Below are 14,284 nucleotides of genomic sequence, written 5' to 3'. Positions count from 1 at the left end.
GCGGCGGGGTTTTTTTATTAGAAAAGACTTTTCCGCAGAGCAACTATCATTGCTTTTTCTATGGTATATTTTAGTTAATAAACTGAGAAAAACGAGATGCTGATTCTTTCATCATACATAGTTAGGAGTCATCACATTGAAACAAAAATTGAAAGATTTTGATTTTACGCTCTTTATAACCCCGATAATATTGACGGCGTTCGGTATCGTGATGATATACAGTGCAAGTATGGTGATCGCTGTCGTAAAAAATGAAGTTGCCAGCAATTATTTCATGCTGAAGCAGCTACAGTGGTTCAGTTTAGGTATGCTGTTTTATTTATTCTGCAGCATGTTTGCCTACCGCCATTATCAAAAATTGATTAAATTAATGATATTAGGGATTATTACATTACTTGTTGCCGTTTTATTGTTCGGTGAAGAAGTGAATTACGCCCAGTCATGGCTCAAATTCGGTTCCATGCGTTTGCAGCCGGCTGAGTTCGCTAAATTAGGTTTAATCATATATTTGGCATCGGCTTACTCAAAAAAGCAGGAATATATCCATGATTTTTCAAAAGCAGTATTGCCGCCTCTAGTATTAACAGGTCTAATTCTGGCATTGATCATTAAACAGCCGGATATTGGTACAGCTTCTGTTATATTTTTAATTGCCTGCTCCGTAATCTTCAGCGCCGGGATTAAATTCCGCCATTTGGCTTTTTTAGTAGTCACGGTGATAACCTTTCTCGGTTTTGCGGCAACGCAAATGGTGACACCGGAACGAGTTTCCCGGTTTACTGGCGCTTATCAGCCATTTGAGGACCCTGACCTGAATGGCTTTCACCTTATCCAATCGTACTTGGCGATCGGCACAGGCGGCTTGACAGGAGAAGGGATTGGACAAGGCGTTCAAAAGCTGGGGTATCTCCCGGAGCCCCATACCGATTTTATAATGGCTGTAATTGCCGAAGAATTAGGTTTTCTCGGGGTAGCCGCTGTGATTGGAATGTTGGCTATTATTGTGTTAAGGGGTTTCTATATCTCTCATCAATGTGATGACAGCTTCGGTTCATTGTTGGCAATCGGGATTTCATCCATGATTGGTATCCAGGCCTTTATTAATTTGGGGGCAATTAGTGGACTCTTACCAATTACAGGGGTAACACTTCCGTTTGTCAGCTATGGAGGGTCTTCCTTGTTAATTCTCATGATTTCTGTTGGTATATTAAACAATATTGCCAGGTCAGTCAGGGCAAAAGAACAACGGGGGACGAAACGCTCCATTCCTGAAGACCAGGATATCAGCAATAAGCCAAGGGAGTTTACGAAACAAAGAAAGTCGTGGTCACATTTACAATAATCCTTCTATTAAAGATAAAAAACCCCTTCTCTTGCCTGGCAAGAGAAGGGGTTTTTAAAATTATTTTTCTTTTTCATATTTAGCACTTCTGGAAGATAGTAAAATAAAGTAACTCAATACTCCAAAGTAGATGGAAATAATCAAGGCATGCAAAAGTGCTACTGCTAGATTGACCATTGTAAATATAACGAGTGCCCCGAATAGTACTTGCAAAACCATTAGCATCGAAGCAGCAGCCCATCCCCAAACCATAATGCGGTTATAACGGTATGATTTAAGAACTCTGTACAATAAGTATAACGTCCATATAAAGGCTAAACCCGCAGCAAAACGGTGCCCCATCTGTATCCACTGGCTGAAGTGATAGTCAAATGCAAGCGGACTTTGGTTATCACAAAACGGCCAGCTGCGGCAGGCTAGGCTGGAATTAGCATGCCTGACAAGAGCGCCTGTATAGACGACGAATAAAATGTAAACAATTAAACTATAGAAGTGATATCTAAGCCGTCTGTCAATAATCAGCGAGCGGGCATCGAACTTCTGGTCAATTTCAAATATTAACAGAGTTAACAGAAATACCGCAGCAAATGAAATCAAGGAAATCCCGAAATGCATGGCCAGGACAAAATCGGATTGTGACCATAGCACGGCAGCAGCGCCTATTAGCCCTTGCAGTACCAGAAAAAAAATAGAGATGAAAGATAAAAATTTCACTTCTCTTATGTGTCCTGCGTGTTTCCATGAGAGAACCGACAGGAGTAATACAACAAATCCTGCAGTCCCGGAAACTAGACGATGGCTTAATTCAATAATGAGTTCAGCTGAAAGCTCACCTTCACAAACCGGCCAGTTTGCGCCACAACCCATTCCGGATCCGGTTTTAGTGACCAGTGCGCCCCCAATAAGAACGAAGATCATTGTAATAGTTGATATGATAGATAAAATCTTTAGGAACTTAATCAAGGCTCCACCTCACTTACTTAGTGGACTAATTTATCCAGCCTCAGTTGACTGGACAGAAAATATCCGTTTTTAGTTGAAAAACATACAAAGGTTATACTACCATGTTTGCCTACTATTTTCACTATAAAAAATTCAAAAAAAGCCTTGCAATGTTCATATTTGTTTGCTAGAAATAAATATGAGGATTTGATTCGTATCTGAATAGCGGTGGGAATTGCAACAAAACAAGATAAATGGCTGTTTCACACTATTTTAAAGGCAGTTATGCCTTTTATTTTATTTTCTGTATGCTTTCACAAAATTGTCATTTTTAAGGTTGCCGAAATGCAGGCAATAAAGCGTATAGTTGAATAGATGGAATATCAAATCCATGATACAATATGGATATAACCTGCGATGTTGTAAAAATTAGGTTATACTAACATCATTGGCGATCAACCAACAGATAGGATAGGTTTTTAATAGGTTTCCCATTTATAGTGGATGCCTTCATCCTAATTAGAGATTGATTGTATAGGGAGCTGGAAGGAGGGTTGTAGGCTATAATGAACAAAGTGGAAGCAACTTCTTCTCAAGTAATAGGGAAGACAGACAGCAAAGATAAGTCTGCTCTCTGGGCGGATATTATGGCTCTCATAAAAGTAGGTATCATTAATTCGAATCTAATCACAGCTTTCGCCGGGTTTTGGCTCGCGTTATACTTTACTGGCGGAGCATTAACCGACCACTGGGGCAGTTTGATTATTATGATGCTTGGAACTGCTTTGTTGATAGCTGGTGGTTGTATACTGAACAACTACTATGATCGGGATATTGACCCGATTATGAAAAGAACCAAAAATCGGCCTACTGTGACAGGCAGCATTCCTCTGAAAGTGATATTGGCAATGGGGATTTCAGCTTCGGCCGTTGGAGCAATTTTGCTGGCGCTGACTACCATTCAGGCTGCGGTTGCAGGAATTGTCGGATGGTTTACCTATGTAGTACTGTACACGATGTGGACAAAAAGAAGATACACCATTAATACTGCTATCGGTAGTGTTTCAGGTGCTGTCCCGCCTGTAATCGGTTGGGCAGCAGTTGATCCGAATTTCCATGCGGTGGCTTTTATTATGTTCCTTATTATGTTTCTGTGGCAGACGCCTCATTTTTTAGCGTTGGCTGTAAAAAAAAGCAAGGAATATAAAGCAGCAGGAATTCCGATGCTGCCAGCCGTTCATGGGTTTGCGATAACGAGACGGCAAATGGTTATCTATGTGGCATGCTTATTACCACTGCCTTTTTATTTATTTTCTTTAGGAAATACATTTCTAGTTATTGCCTGTTTATTGAATATAGGCTGGCTGGTCTTGGGGATAAGCGGCTTCTTTATGAAGAATAATTTAAAATGGGCCAATTTTATGTTTGTTTATTCATTGAATTATTTAATGATTATGTTTGTCACAATGGTACTAGTAACACTGCCTAGTGTTGTTAATTAAATTAGAATATCTTTTCAACGTGTAAGTTCGAATGGGCAATAGACAGGGCGCAGCCGTTTCTTCGTAAAGTCCCTGTCTAAGTATTGCGGCTGTTTTATTTCTGTAAATGCAAACAGCCGCAGTACGATTAATAAGTGCGGGGAGATTAATCCGGACGGCTTGTCATTAAACATCAGAGCTCTGCACCGTATTCTAATTATTTAAATAAAAGGACATAACAGAAAGAGAGGTATCATTTGAATGAAAGGTTGGATGGCAAAATTCCGGGCACTATTATTGTTTGGTTCCTTAACGCTTGTACTTTCAGGCTGTGGAAAAGAAAATTTAAGTGCCTTAACACCTAAAGGCTATGGGGCAAAATCAGCCTTGGACCTGATTAATATTTCTTTAGCCGTCATGATTTTTGTATTTATAGTCGTTATGGTTATCTATGCAATTGTCCTTGTACGCTTTAGAAAAAAGAAAGGCCAAGAGGATTTTATTCCGCAACAGACAGAAGGGAATAAGGCATTAGAAGTGATTTGGACAGTAATTCCAATCATTTTATTAGTCATTATCGCTATTCCTACTATTACCATAACATTTGACCTGGCAGACGAAAGCGCTGCAGGAGATTCCATTAATGTCAGCGTAACAGGTAACCAATTCTGGTGGCACTTCAATTATGAAGGTGAAGAAATCCAGACAAGCCAGGATTTATATATTCCAACTGGCGAAAAAGTATACTTAAATATGAAAACAAGCGATGTGCTTCATTCATTCTGGGTTCCAGCATTATCAGGAAAGATGGATTTACACCCGGAAAATGAGAACACCATGTTTATTCAAGCAGATGAAGAAGGGGTATATGATGGGAAGTGTGCTGAATTCTGCGGTACATCTCACTCCTTGATGGATTTTAAAGTGATAGCAGTTAGTCCGGAGGAGTATGAGCAGTGGGTCGAAGACATGAAAAATGTTGACCCTGAAGCACAGCCTGAATCTGCTGATGCTCAAGAAGGCCAGCAGTTATTCCAGGAAAACAGCTGTATAGGCTGTCATGCTATTGGTTCATCACCTGCTGCTACAGGCCCGAACCTGACAAACTTTGGAGACCGCACGACATTGGCTGGTGTCGCAGAGCATGACCGCGATACGCTAATCGAGTGGATCCAAAACCCTGAAAGCATTAAGCCTGGCAACAGAATGAGCGATGCCAATTACGAGGTAAGTGAAGAAGAAGCAGGAAAAATTGCTGATTACTTATTACAATTACAACCATCAGATATTACTCCGGAAAGCGCAACTAGCAACGAGTAATAAAACGGGATGGAAGAGGTTAAGGGAGGTTTATAAGCGTGAGTACTGCAACTGCGCAAAAAAGAGGCTTTGGCGCTGCGATTTGGGATTATTTGACCACTGTAGACCATAAAAAAATAGCACATTTATATTTAGTTTCCGGTGGTTTGTTTTTCCTGATTGGCGGACTTGAAGCACTATTGATACGTATTCAGCTAATAAAACCAAGCAATGATTTTGTTAGCGCTGGATTTTATAATGAACTACTCACTATGCACGGTACTACCATGATATTTTTGGCTGCAATGCCTTTGATATTTGCATTATTGAACGCCGTTGTGCCATTACAAATCGGGGCCCGTGATGTGGCATTCCCGTTTTTGAATTCATTGGGTTTTTGGCTGTTTTTATTTGGCGGCATTATACTTAACTGTGGCTGGTTCCTTGGTGGAGCACCCGATGCAGGCTGGACAGCTTATGCACCGTTGTCTGCAGTTTCACCTGGCCACGGAGTCGATTTTTATGTATTAGGACTGCAGATTTCCGGTGCGGGGACACTGATCGGGGGCATTAACTTCCTTGTTACGATTATTAATATGCGTGCCCCTGGCATGACTTATATGCGGATGCCGCTGTTCACTTGGACAGCATTCGTAACAAGTTCACTGATTTTATTTGCTTTCCCCGCCCTTACTGTCGGATTGTTCTTATTAATGTTCGACCGATTGTTTGGTTCAGGATTTTTCAACGCATCGATGGGTGGTAACTCTGTAATCTGGGAACACCTATTTTGGATTTTCGGGCACCCGGAAGTATATATCCTTATCCTTCCAGCATTTGGTGTCTTTAGTGATGTACTTTCAACTTTTTCTAAGAAACGTTTATTCGGTTATACAGCTATGGTATTCGCTACTACTTTAATCGGATTCTTAGGATTTATGGTTTGGGCCCATCACATGTTTACTACTGGGCTTGGTCCAGCTGCTAACTCGATTTTCGCGATTGCCACAATGGCGATTGCCGTTCCGACAGGTATTAAAATCTTTAATTGGCTGTTCACCTTATGGGGTGGAAGTATAACGATTAACTCAGCAATGCTATGGGCGCTTGCATTTATTCCTACCTTTACTATAGGAGGAACAACAGGTGTTATGCTTGCAGCCGCAGCTGCTGACTACCAATATCATGATACTTACTTTGTCGTAGCTCACTTTCACTATGTTATTGTCGGCGGAGTAGTTTTTGGATTATTCTGCGGGATACATTACTGGTGGCCGAAGATGTTCGGTAAAATATTGAATGAAACACTTGGAAAAATAACCTTCTGGACTTTTTTCCTGGGCTTCCATTTAACATTTTTCATTCAGCATTTCTTAGGATTAATGGGAATGCCCCGCCGTTACTGGACATATTTGCCAAACCAGGAACTTGACACTGGGAACTTAATTAGTACGATTGGTGCTTTCCTTATGGCAATTGGAACAATCGTTTTCATTATTAACGTTATTTATACCTCTGTAAAAGGACATAAAGTGAGTGGCGATCCTTGGGATGGACGTACGCTTGAATGGTCGATTCCTTCACCGCCTCCACACTATAACTTTAAACAGACTCCTTTGGTCAGGGGATTGGATCCACTATGGATTGAAAAGATGGAAGGAAGAAAAGGAATAACACCAGCAGAACCGTTGGATGATATCCATATGCCTAACCCTTCCATATTACCATTTATTATGTCGCTAGGTTTATTTATCGCCGGGTTTGGATTCATTTATCAGGTGGATAACTTAGCATTTTTATGGGTAGTGATTTTAGGAATGGGTATAACACTTGGTGCTATGTTTGTCAGATCAATTAAGGATGACTTAGGCCATCATATCCATAAAGAAGATTTAGAAGAGGGGGCTGATCAATAATGAGCAGTGATCAAACACTTAATCCGGAAACTCTGCCGGAACAGCCCGAAAGAGCTACCCTTGAGGGGAAAAACAAGTTTTTAGGTTTCTGGTTTTTCCTCGGAGGAGAGACTGTATTATTTGCCAGTTTGTTCGGAACGTATTTAGCATTAAATAATGCGACAAATGACGGCCCTGGAGCGGAAGAGCTGTTTGGCCTGGAACTGGTCTTCATAATGACCATGTTATTACTAACTAGTTCACTGACCAGTGTGTATGCTATGTACCACATGAAAAATAACAGCTTCTCAAAAATGCAGCTATGGCTCGGAATTACCGTATTGCTTGGACTGGGCTTCCTTGGCTGTGAACTTTATGAGTTCTACCATTACATTCATGGGGAAGGATTCACGTTACGTTCTTCTGCATTTGGATCAGCTTTTTATACTTTGGTTGGTTTCCATGGAGGACACGTAACATTCGGATTGTTATGGATTGTTACCTTAATGGTGCGTAATGCCAAACGAGGATTGAACCTGTATAATGCCCCTAAATTTTATATTGCCAGCTTGTATTGGCATTTTATCGACGTAGTGTGGGTATTTATTTTCACAGTTGTATATCTCATGGGGGTGATTTAAGCCATGGCCGAGAATACGAACTTACAAGAGCAATATAGAAAAAAGAAAAATAAAGAAGAAATGAAGCAACAGGTCATTACCTTTGTATTGATGATCTTGTTTACCGTAATAGCCTTCGGTATGGTGATTTATGAGTTAGACAAATTGTTTGTTATTCCAACTTTATTAATACTTGCAGTTGTACAAGTGGGATTCCAACTATATTACTTCATGCACATGAGTCATAAGGGACACGAAATGCCGGCATTGATGCTTTATGCAGGAGCTTTTGTCGCATTCTTAACTGTTCTGACTTTGTCGGTATTAATTTGGTGGTAATCTGTCAGAGGCCAGGGGATTTCTCCCGGCCTCTTTTAGTTCCAGCTTTTATTAAGAGAGAGAAGCCAATCTGTTTTTATTTTGTCACAATAAATGCTCGTTTTCTTTTATACATGCGTTATAATAAAGGCGAGCAATATAAATTTGGAGTGAGACATTATGTGGCTGGATTTACAAATTTTTGGTTTTCGCGCCTTATGGAGTCCCTATTTCTTTTTATTTGTAGTGGGACTCGGCGTTTTATATTATTTAGTAACGTCTGTGTTCACCAATAAAGAAAAGCCTGACGCAAAACAATATGCCTTTTTTTATACAGGATTAGCAATTCTGTACGTTATCAAGGGGTCACCGGTTGATTTGATTTCTCATATTATGTTTACTTCACACATGGTACAGATGGCTTTATATTACCTGGTGTTTCCTATCTTTATCATTAAAGGTATTCCAGAATGGGTTTGGAGAAAAGTATTTGAAATGAGCGGGTTAAAGCAGGTACTTGGCCTGTTGACGAAACCGTTGATTGCTTTGTTGTTGTTTAATGGCTTGTTTTCCATGTACCACATGCCTGTAATTTTTGATTTCGCTAAAGCAAATGCACTGGCCCATGGAGTTATTACAACAAGTATCTTAGTGACCGCATTTCTTGTTTGGTGGCCGATATTTACGCCATTAAAGGAAATGGACAAGCTGTCACCCATCATGAAAATCGGCTATATTTTCGCCAATGGAGTATTGATAACTCCGGCATGTGGACTGATCATTTTTTCAGGGCACTCGTTGTATTCAACATACAGTGAAGCGAGCGGCTGGGTACAGGCTATGTCACTTTGTGTGCCAGCGTCTGTCTTGAATGGACTGCCGTTGACTGGCCCGCAAATGTTCTCGCCACTGCCAGTTTTGGAAGATCAGCAGCTGGGTGGTATCTTAATGAAGATAACCCAAGAAATTGTTTACGGAATTGTATTGGCAAGAATCTTTTTTGGCTGGTTCCGTAAGGGAGTTCATGAAATCGATCCGCTTCCTACAGCCAATGCCAATGAACATTAGATAGGAAGATAAACAGTTTGTAATTTTTTTGGGGGAGAGGTTTTAGTCTTATGCCATTATTGCCTACGGTAAGTACGTTTTTTATCATTTTAAGTGCAGTATTAATAGCTATTGGTTGGTACCTGATTACGAAGAATAAATTTATTGCCCATAAACGTACCATGATAGCAGCAGCGATCAGTGCTTTGCTGTTTTTCATCATATATCTTTCCCGTACAGTGTTTGTAGGGAATACTAGTTTCGGTGGACCTGACGATATCAAAATTTATTATACGGTGTTTTTGATTTTTCACATATGCCTTGCCACATCAGGAGCTGTTTTTGGGATAGTGACCTTGGTCCTGGCTTTTAAGCGCAATATTAAAAAACATCGAAAAATCGGTCCTGTTACAAGTATTGTTTGGTTTTTTACGGCGATAACAGGTGTTGCAGTTTATATGCTCCTATATATTATTTATGACGGCGGTCAAACGACAAGCCTTTTTAAGGCAATATTGGGAACATAATATCGGTATAGTCATTTTAAAATTAATATACAAGTTTTTAAGGGGAGTTGTCCGTAAAGGGCAGCTCCCACGTTTATTTCTCTGCATTCAATGGTATATGTAGGAATAAGAGAACGAATGTGGTATGAAAGGAACGGTCATTATGAATATCGAAAGTTCACGGTTGATTATCGAGCCGATTACACTTGAAGACGGTCAAATGTTAATTAAAAACCCCATGGAATATTACTATCAGCACCAGGTCCCTTATGAGGTTGAATGGCCGCATTATTCGTTGAAAGCAATGCTTCCTCTTTACTTAGAAAATATGGAAAGCGACAGAGTCCCTTTAGGGATTGGACCTTGGGTTATTCGGGATAAACATGAGGGTCACATTGTGGGCGAGGTTGGATTCAATGAATATAATGCGGAAGAAAAGTCGGTGGAAATTGGATACCGCATTTTGGAAAAAAGACAAAAACGGGGATATGCCACGGAAGCTGTCAGTTCCCTTTGTCAATGGGGATTTTACCAGGATATTAATAAAATCACGGCAAGCTGTGACAAAGAAAATATTCCCTCACAACGTGTTCTTAGAAAAAATGGATTTAAAAAAATAGGGCAAGATAGAGGAATAGTATTGTATGAAAAGTGGAGAGAGGTCCGCAAAAAAAAATTCCAAGGAATGAATTCTTTATAAAAGAGGTCGGGACAAAAGGATAGCGGCCAAAAAAAATCGAACGATGATTCGAAATCCTTAGGATTCGAGCTCGTTCGATTTTTGTTTGTAAATGTTTAAGATTACCTGCGGACACAGTGACAACTCTATTTCTTCCTTCTAACAAGGTTGGATGCCGACAGAATACTTCGCTTTCCGTGAGCATGGCCACAGCCATCTTGAAAATAAAGGAGCATTTTCTGTGTGCGATGAGTCGTTACCGAAGCGTCCTTGTCTTCAGAATCGTGTTGTTGCCACTGTAGTCTACGTATTCTGTCTGTGCAGATAGGGCTGTTCTTACTACCTTGCATAACCACTGCGATCTCCAGTAAATCATAAACCTTCATATGCTGTCATCGTTCGGTTTTTGCAAGTGGTTGTATATTCTGCCCCAACCACTTTTATATTTTAAAATTCCATTTAATAATACCTGCTTCTTTAGCAGAGTTAAATGCGATCACAACCAGAGGACCGAGGATAAAACCGATAATTCCAATCAACTGCAGACCGAGATACATGGCAATTAGCGTAGCTAAAGGAGAAAGGCCTATGTGGCGTCCCATAACTTTTGGCTCAACCGTACGCCTAATGGCCAGAAGGATGATCGCAAGCACGGCTAGCCATGTTCCTACAACTGTTTCACCGGCTAACAGCATATATAGTGACCATGGCCCTAATATGACGATGGAACCAATTATAGGAATAAAATCAACAAGCCAAATAATAATCGACATAATAATGGCAACATCAGGTACAATAAAGAAAAGTCCTACCAGAGAAACCAAAAAGATGATAATACTGACGAGAAATTGTGCTTTCAAAAAACCGAGCACAACATAAGACAAACGAGCATTCATAAATTTCACTTTTCCAGCAGTTTCTTCTGTTAAATGGTCATATGATTTTGCCTTTAATCGGGGCATTTCAAGCATAAATAAAAACAATGCTATTAAATAAACAAGTAAGCTTACCAAATACTCGGGTACCTTTGCAGCCGCAGAGGCGATTTTATCCAGCTCAAAGTATTGTTTTACTTTGGTGCTAAGCAATTCAATATTACGTCTGAAGCCATCTTTTACTTCCACAACAAATTCATAAGGAAGGCTCTCGGTAAAACGGTCAATATCGGATTCCCATTCTCCGAACTTTGTATTGAGCTGATTGACGTAAGAAGGGGCATTTTCAGCAAAATTGACTACATGGGTAACAGCTCTTGTTACAAAGTAGGTGCCAACCAGGCTGATAATCAATAAAAAAACAAGGAACACGATAGTGACCGATAATTTGCGGTTAATTTTGAAACGGAATTGCAGCCATCTGATCGCAGGGTTGAGAAACAGTGCTGTCAGAAAGGCCAAAAGTAATGGAATGGAAACTGGCAGTAAGAAGTATGCGGCGATAATAATGAGAATCGCTGCGATGATTAATATCCACTGGCGCTTAGTTAAGTAACGGAACAATTGATTATGTATCCCCTTTCCAAAGAAACGATTAAAATTAAGGAAGCAATAATATAAAGAAAACTGCCAGTCAGGCAGTATGTCATCTATTAGGTAAGCTATATTCAAAATATAGCATGAACTTGCTGATTTGAATAGATAAAAATGAATCAGCTAAGTAAATAATAACATGATTATCCTTTGTTTTGTTCAAAAGTGTTTTTAGAAAAGGTTCCTTAATGGTTATCTAAATAAAATATCCAGCAAAGATAGCCAAAATTGTATTAAAAAACTGCCGGCGCAAAAGCGCCGCCAGTAAACACGAACTTACTTAGCAAAATTATCCAGTTCGTTTTTCACTTTCGCTAATAATCCTTTCGCTCTGTCTACGACACTTTCAGGAAAATCTTCTCCTTCGCCGTATTCAACCCCATGCGGATAATAATGTTTACCGAGCAAAGGTGTGGATAATTTGATGACAGCGTCTCCTCTGTCAACTTCGCCTTCAACAGCATAACCTTGAATCCTTATATAATAAGTTATGTTCTTTTCGGCAGAACCGATTTTGTAATCATATGTAACCCTTTCATAATCCCATTGGCCTGCACGAACAAATGCAATTTCATTCATTAAATGGTCTAATGGCTTTATATCCATGATGATTCCTTCAATACCTGTGTCTTCCATTCTCATACTGTCCACCTCGCAAAAATTGTATATCCTAATCTTATAATAGTATGAAATGCGGCAACATGCAATTATTATCCTAGAAAAGTCTTGGTGGAGCAGAGAAAATCGTGGAAGAGCCATGTTGGAAAAATTTCGCCGCTTAGTCAAATTATTATAACCTGTTTGAAGATTATCAGCGATTGATTAATTGGTTTTAGGGGAACATAGGAAAAGAGTGGGTTTTACCATTCTTAGAAAACACCTAGGAGGGACTTTCAGTGAAAAAATTAAGAGATGTTATGACCACGAATCTTTCTGTGTGTTCTGCAGATGATACCATGACAGAGGCTGCCAAAATAATGACAGAACATAATGTCGGGGCCGTACCCGTATGTGGAGCAAATAAAGAGCTCTTAGGAATGGTCACTGACAGAGATTTGGTTGTCCGTGGACTTGCAAAAGAAAAAAGTGCTTCCAGCAAAATAAGTGAAACAATGAGCGGCACTTTATATTCTGTTGAACCAGAAGCTTCTGTACAGGAAGCAAGCAGTCTTATGGCAGAAAAACAAATCCGGAGATTACCTGTTGTGGAAAATGGGAAATTGGTCGGCATTGTGTCATTGGGAGACTTGGCGCTAGAAGAAAAATCAAACTTGGCAGCTGGACATGCTTTAGAAGAAATTTCAGAACGTCCCGAAATACACTAAACGTATTTTAGTACCAAATAGGCTGCCTTGGACGGGCCCCCTCTTCTATTAAGCGGGCAGCCTATTTGGTTTCAATGATATAGCGTAAAAACTGGTCATTAATTATATGTTTGTTTTCACAAAATTAAACTTTCTTTTCATAAAGAAGGAAATCGATTATTATAATTATTTAACAGCTAAAAAAGGAGCTAAAGGGATATGAGGGGAATAAGCAGATTGATAGTTTTGTTCTTAATTGGAGCAGGACTGTTTTATTTAGTAACTGAAGGTGACTTTAACCCGCAAGATGCAGTTAAAAAGGTAGAAAAGAATTTAATGACGAAAGATACCGAAATGGAATCAAAGTCCACACCTGAAAATTTCACTGATACCATAGACTTGGAGGGAGATTTATACAGCTGGATTGGCGACACAAGTGATAAACTTATAGAAGAGCTTGGTGAACCAGTGCGGAAGGATTCGAGTCCCTACGGTTATGATTGGTGGGTATATATGGATGCACAAGACAAATATATCCAATTCGGAATCGAAGACGGACAAATAGTAACGATGTTTGCAACAGGCAATCAATTATCTATTGAACCAGTTCAAATTGGCCAATCTTATCAGGATGTGAATTCCCATTTTGAGTTTTCTAATGAGGTTTCCGTTTCTGAAGGGTTAGAGTCCTATCGATTTCAGCTTTCCGATGAGGAGTTAGGAGTCCGTCCACTAGTAAAACTAGACAAGCATACTTATATGCAATTATATTTTGATACATTCACCGAAAAATTATCCTCTGTCAGAGTACTTAGCAAAGATGTACTGCTGAAACAGCGTCCATACGAGATTTTTTATCGCGGTAAGCTGCCGGAACCTCCAGAGCTTTCCGATGAAGAGTGGCAGGAAGTCCAGGCAGGGATGGAGCAGCAAATTTTCGATATTACTAACGTAATAAGAAATAGACATAAAAAAAGTGAGTTGTCCTGGGATGAACCAATCTCAGAAGTAGCATTATCGCATAGTAAGGATATGTCCGATAATAATTATTTCTCTCACTACTCCCAGAATGGTGAAGGACTGAAAGATAGGTTAAGCGAGCATGATATCTATTATTTTTCGGCAGGAGAAAACATTGCGGCACAATATACAGACGGCCCGGCAGCTGTCGAAGGCTGGTTAAATAGTGAAGGGCATCGCGAGGCATTGTTGAAGGATAGTTATACCCATTTAGGTGTGGGTGTTTACCGATATTATTACACGCAAAATTTCATGGAAAAGCCATAAAGAGAAGGGGGGTGCACTTTATCAAAAGGTGCATC

At 39.8% G+C, this 14,284-nt stretch carries 15 protein-coding genes; 11 read left to right on the top strand and 4 right to left on the bottom strand.

All coding sequences use genetic code 11. From position 1 onward, the window contains the following. Positions 1-136: 136 nt before the first annotated feature. Positions 137-1,342 (top strand): putative lipid II flippase FtsW, encoded by a 1,206-nt coding sequence (gene ftsW / locus BLR93_RS02805; RefSeq protein ID WP_093211001.1) that lies wholly within the window; start codon positions 137-139, stop codon positions 1,340-1,342. Between the two features lie 60 nt (positions 1,343-1,402). On the opposite strand, the gene BLR93_RS02800 is transcribed toward ftsW, so the two are convergent. After that, positions 1,403-2,305: a COX15/CtaA family protein gene (locus tag BLR93_RS02800; protein WP_093210999.1), complete on the bottom strand. Its 903-nt coding sequence runs from the start codon at positions 2,303-2,305 to the stop codon at positions 1,403-1,405. Positions 2,306-2,850: 545 nt separating this feature from the next. Between BLR93_RS02800 and cyoE the strand changes: the two genes are divergently transcribed. Then, positions 2,851-3,786 (top strand): heme o synthase, encoded by a 936-nt coding sequence (gene cyoE, locus BLR93_RS02795; RefSeq protein ID WP_093210997.1) that lies wholly within the window; start codon positions 2,851-2,853, stop codon positions 3,784-3,786. 14 nt (positions 3,787-3,800) lie between these two features. Here cyoE and BLR93_RS17860 read toward each other — a convergent pair whose 3' ends face one another. After that, positions 3,801-3,959 (bottom strand): hypothetical protein, encoded by a 159-nt coding sequence (locus BLR93_RS17860; RefSeq protein WP_175559217.1) that lies wholly within the window; start codon positions 3,957-3,959, stop codon positions 3,801-3,803. 67 nt (positions 3,960-4,026) lie between these two features. On the opposite strand from BLR93_RS17860, the gene coxB reads away from it, so the two are divergent. The 7 genes from coxB (at position 4,027) to BLR93_RS02760 (ending at position 10,150) form a co-directional block, all read left to right on the top strand. Continuing rightward, on the top strand, positions 4,027-5,085 hold the full coding sequence (coxB, locus tag BLR93_RS02790) for a cytochrome c oxidase subunit II (RefSeq protein ID WP_093210995.1): 1,059 nt from the start codon (positions 4,027-4,029) through the stop codon (positions 5,083-5,085). 38 nt (positions 5,086-5,123) lie between these two features. Then, positions 5,124-6,980: a cytochrome c oxidase subunit I gene (gene ctaD, locus BLR93_RS02785; protein ID WP_093210993.1), complete on the top strand. Its 1,857-nt coding sequence runs from the start codon at positions 5,124-5,126 to the stop codon at positions 6,978-6,980. Further along, positions 6,980-7,600 (top strand): cytochrome (ubi)quinol oxidase subunit III, encoded by a 621-nt coding sequence (locus tag BLR93_RS02780; RefSeq protein ID WP_093210991.1) that lies wholly within the window; start codon positions 6,980-6,982, stop codon positions 7,598-7,600. The genes ctaD and BLR93_RS02780 overlap by 1 nt, the downstream gene beginning before the upstream one ends. A gap of 3 nt (positions 7,601-7,603) precedes the next feature. Then, positions 7,604-7,918 carry a cytochrome c oxidase subunit IVB gene (gene ctaF, locus BLR93_RS02775; RefSeq protein WP_093210989.1) on the top strand — a complete coding sequence of 105 codons (315 nt, stop codon included), beginning with the start codon at positions 7,604-7,606 and terminating at the stop codon, positions 7,916-7,918. A gap of 159 nt (positions 7,919-8,077) precedes the next feature. Further along, complete coding sequence (gene ctaG, locus BLR93_RS02770) at positions 8,078-8,965, top strand: cytochrome c oxidase assembly factor CtaG (RefSeq protein WP_093210987.1); 888 nt, start codon at positions 8,078-8,080, stop codon at positions 8,963-8,965. Between the two features lie 50 nt (positions 8,966-9,015). Further along, a complete protein-coding gene (locus BLR93_RS02765) occupies positions 9,016-9,471 on the top strand; it encodes a DUF420 domain-containing protein (protein WP_093210985.1) in 456 nt (151 codons plus the stop codon). Positions 9,472-9,613: 142 nt separating this feature from the next. Further along, positions 9,614-10,150 (top strand): GNAT family N-acetyltransferase, encoded by a 537-nt coding sequence (locus tag BLR93_RS02760; protein ID WP_175559216.1) that lies wholly within the window; start codon positions 9,614-9,616, stop codon positions 10,148-10,150. Between the two features lie 419 nt (positions 10,151-10,569). Here BLR93_RS02760 and ytvI read toward each other — a convergent pair whose 3' ends face one another. Beyond that, a complete protein-coding gene (gene ytvI, locus BLR93_RS02750) occupies positions 10,570-11,628 on the bottom strand; it encodes a sporulation integral membrane protein YtvI (protein WP_093210979.1) in 1,059 nt (352 codons plus the stop codon). A gap of 306 nt (positions 11,629-11,934) precedes the next feature. Continuing rightward, positions 11,935-12,300, bottom strand: a complete 366-nt coding sequence (locus BLR93_RS02745) for a YugN family protein (RefSeq protein ID WP_093210977.1) — start codon at positions 12,298-12,300, stop codon at positions 11,935-11,937. Positions 12,301-12,554: 254 nt separating this feature from the next. Between BLR93_RS02745 and BLR93_RS02740 the strand changes: the two genes are divergently transcribed. Both BLR93_RS02740 and BLR93_RS02735 read left to right on the top strand, forming a co-directional pair. Next, entirely contained in the window at positions 12,555-12,983 is a 429-nt protein-coding gene (locus tag BLR93_RS02740) for a CBS domain-containing protein (RefSeq protein WP_093210975.1), read from the top strand. A 216-nt stretch (positions 12,984-13,199) separates the two neighbouring features. Next, positions 13,200-14,249 (top strand): CAP domain-containing protein, encoded by a 1,050-nt coding sequence (locus BLR93_RS02735; protein ID WP_245690039.1) that lies wholly within the window; start codon positions 13,200-13,202, stop codon positions 14,247-14,249. The last annotated feature ends 35 nt before the right edge of the window (positions 14,250-14,284 follow it).

The organism is Sediminibacillus albus, from assembly GCF_900101125.1.
Taxonomy (GTDB): domain Bacteria; phylum Bacillota; class Bacilli; order Bacillales; family Amphibacillaceae; genus Sediminibacillus; species Sediminibacillus albus.
This window is presented reverse-complemented; position numbering and strand designations above follow the sequence as displayed.

What these genes read in the sequence shown, in the direction of transcription:
- cyoE (WP_093210997.1), top strand. Translation starts at nt 2,851, where the DNA reads ATGAACAAAGTGGAAGCAACTTCTTCTCAAGTAATAGGGAAGACAGAC.
- BLR93_RS17860 (WP_175559217.1), bottom strand. Translation starts at nt 3,959, where the DNA reads ATGTTTAATGACAAGCCGTCCGGATTAATCTCCCCGCACTTATTAATC.
- coxB (WP_093210995.1), top strand. Translation starts at nt 4,027, where the DNA reads ATGAAAGGTTGGATGGCAAAATTCCGGGCACTATTATTGTTTGGTTCC.
- BLR93_RS02780 (WP_093210991.1), top strand. Translation starts at nt 6,980, where the DNA reads ATGAGCAGTGATCAAACACTTAATCCGGAAACTCTGCCGGAACAGCCC.
- ctaF (WP_093210989.1), top strand. Translation starts at nt 7,604, where the DNA reads ATGGCCGAGAATACGAACTTACAAGAGCAATATAGAAAAAAGAAAAAT.
- ctaG (WP_093210987.1), top strand. Translation starts at nt 8,078, where the DNA reads ATGTGGCTGGATTTACAAATTTTTGGTTTTCGCGCCTTATGGAGTCCC.
- BLR93_RS02765 (WP_093210985.1), top strand. Translation starts at nt 9,016, where the DNA reads ATGCCATTATTGCCTACGGTAAGTACGTTTTTTATCATTTTAAGTGCA.
- BLR93_RS02760 (WP_175559216.1), top strand. Translation starts at nt 9,614, where the DNA reads ATGAATATCGAAAGTTCACGGTTGATTATCGAGCCGATTACACTTGAA.
- BLR93_RS02745 (WP_093210977.1), bottom strand. Translation starts at nt 12,300, where the DNA reads ATGAGAATGGAAGACACAGGTATTGAAGGAATCATCATGGATATAAAG.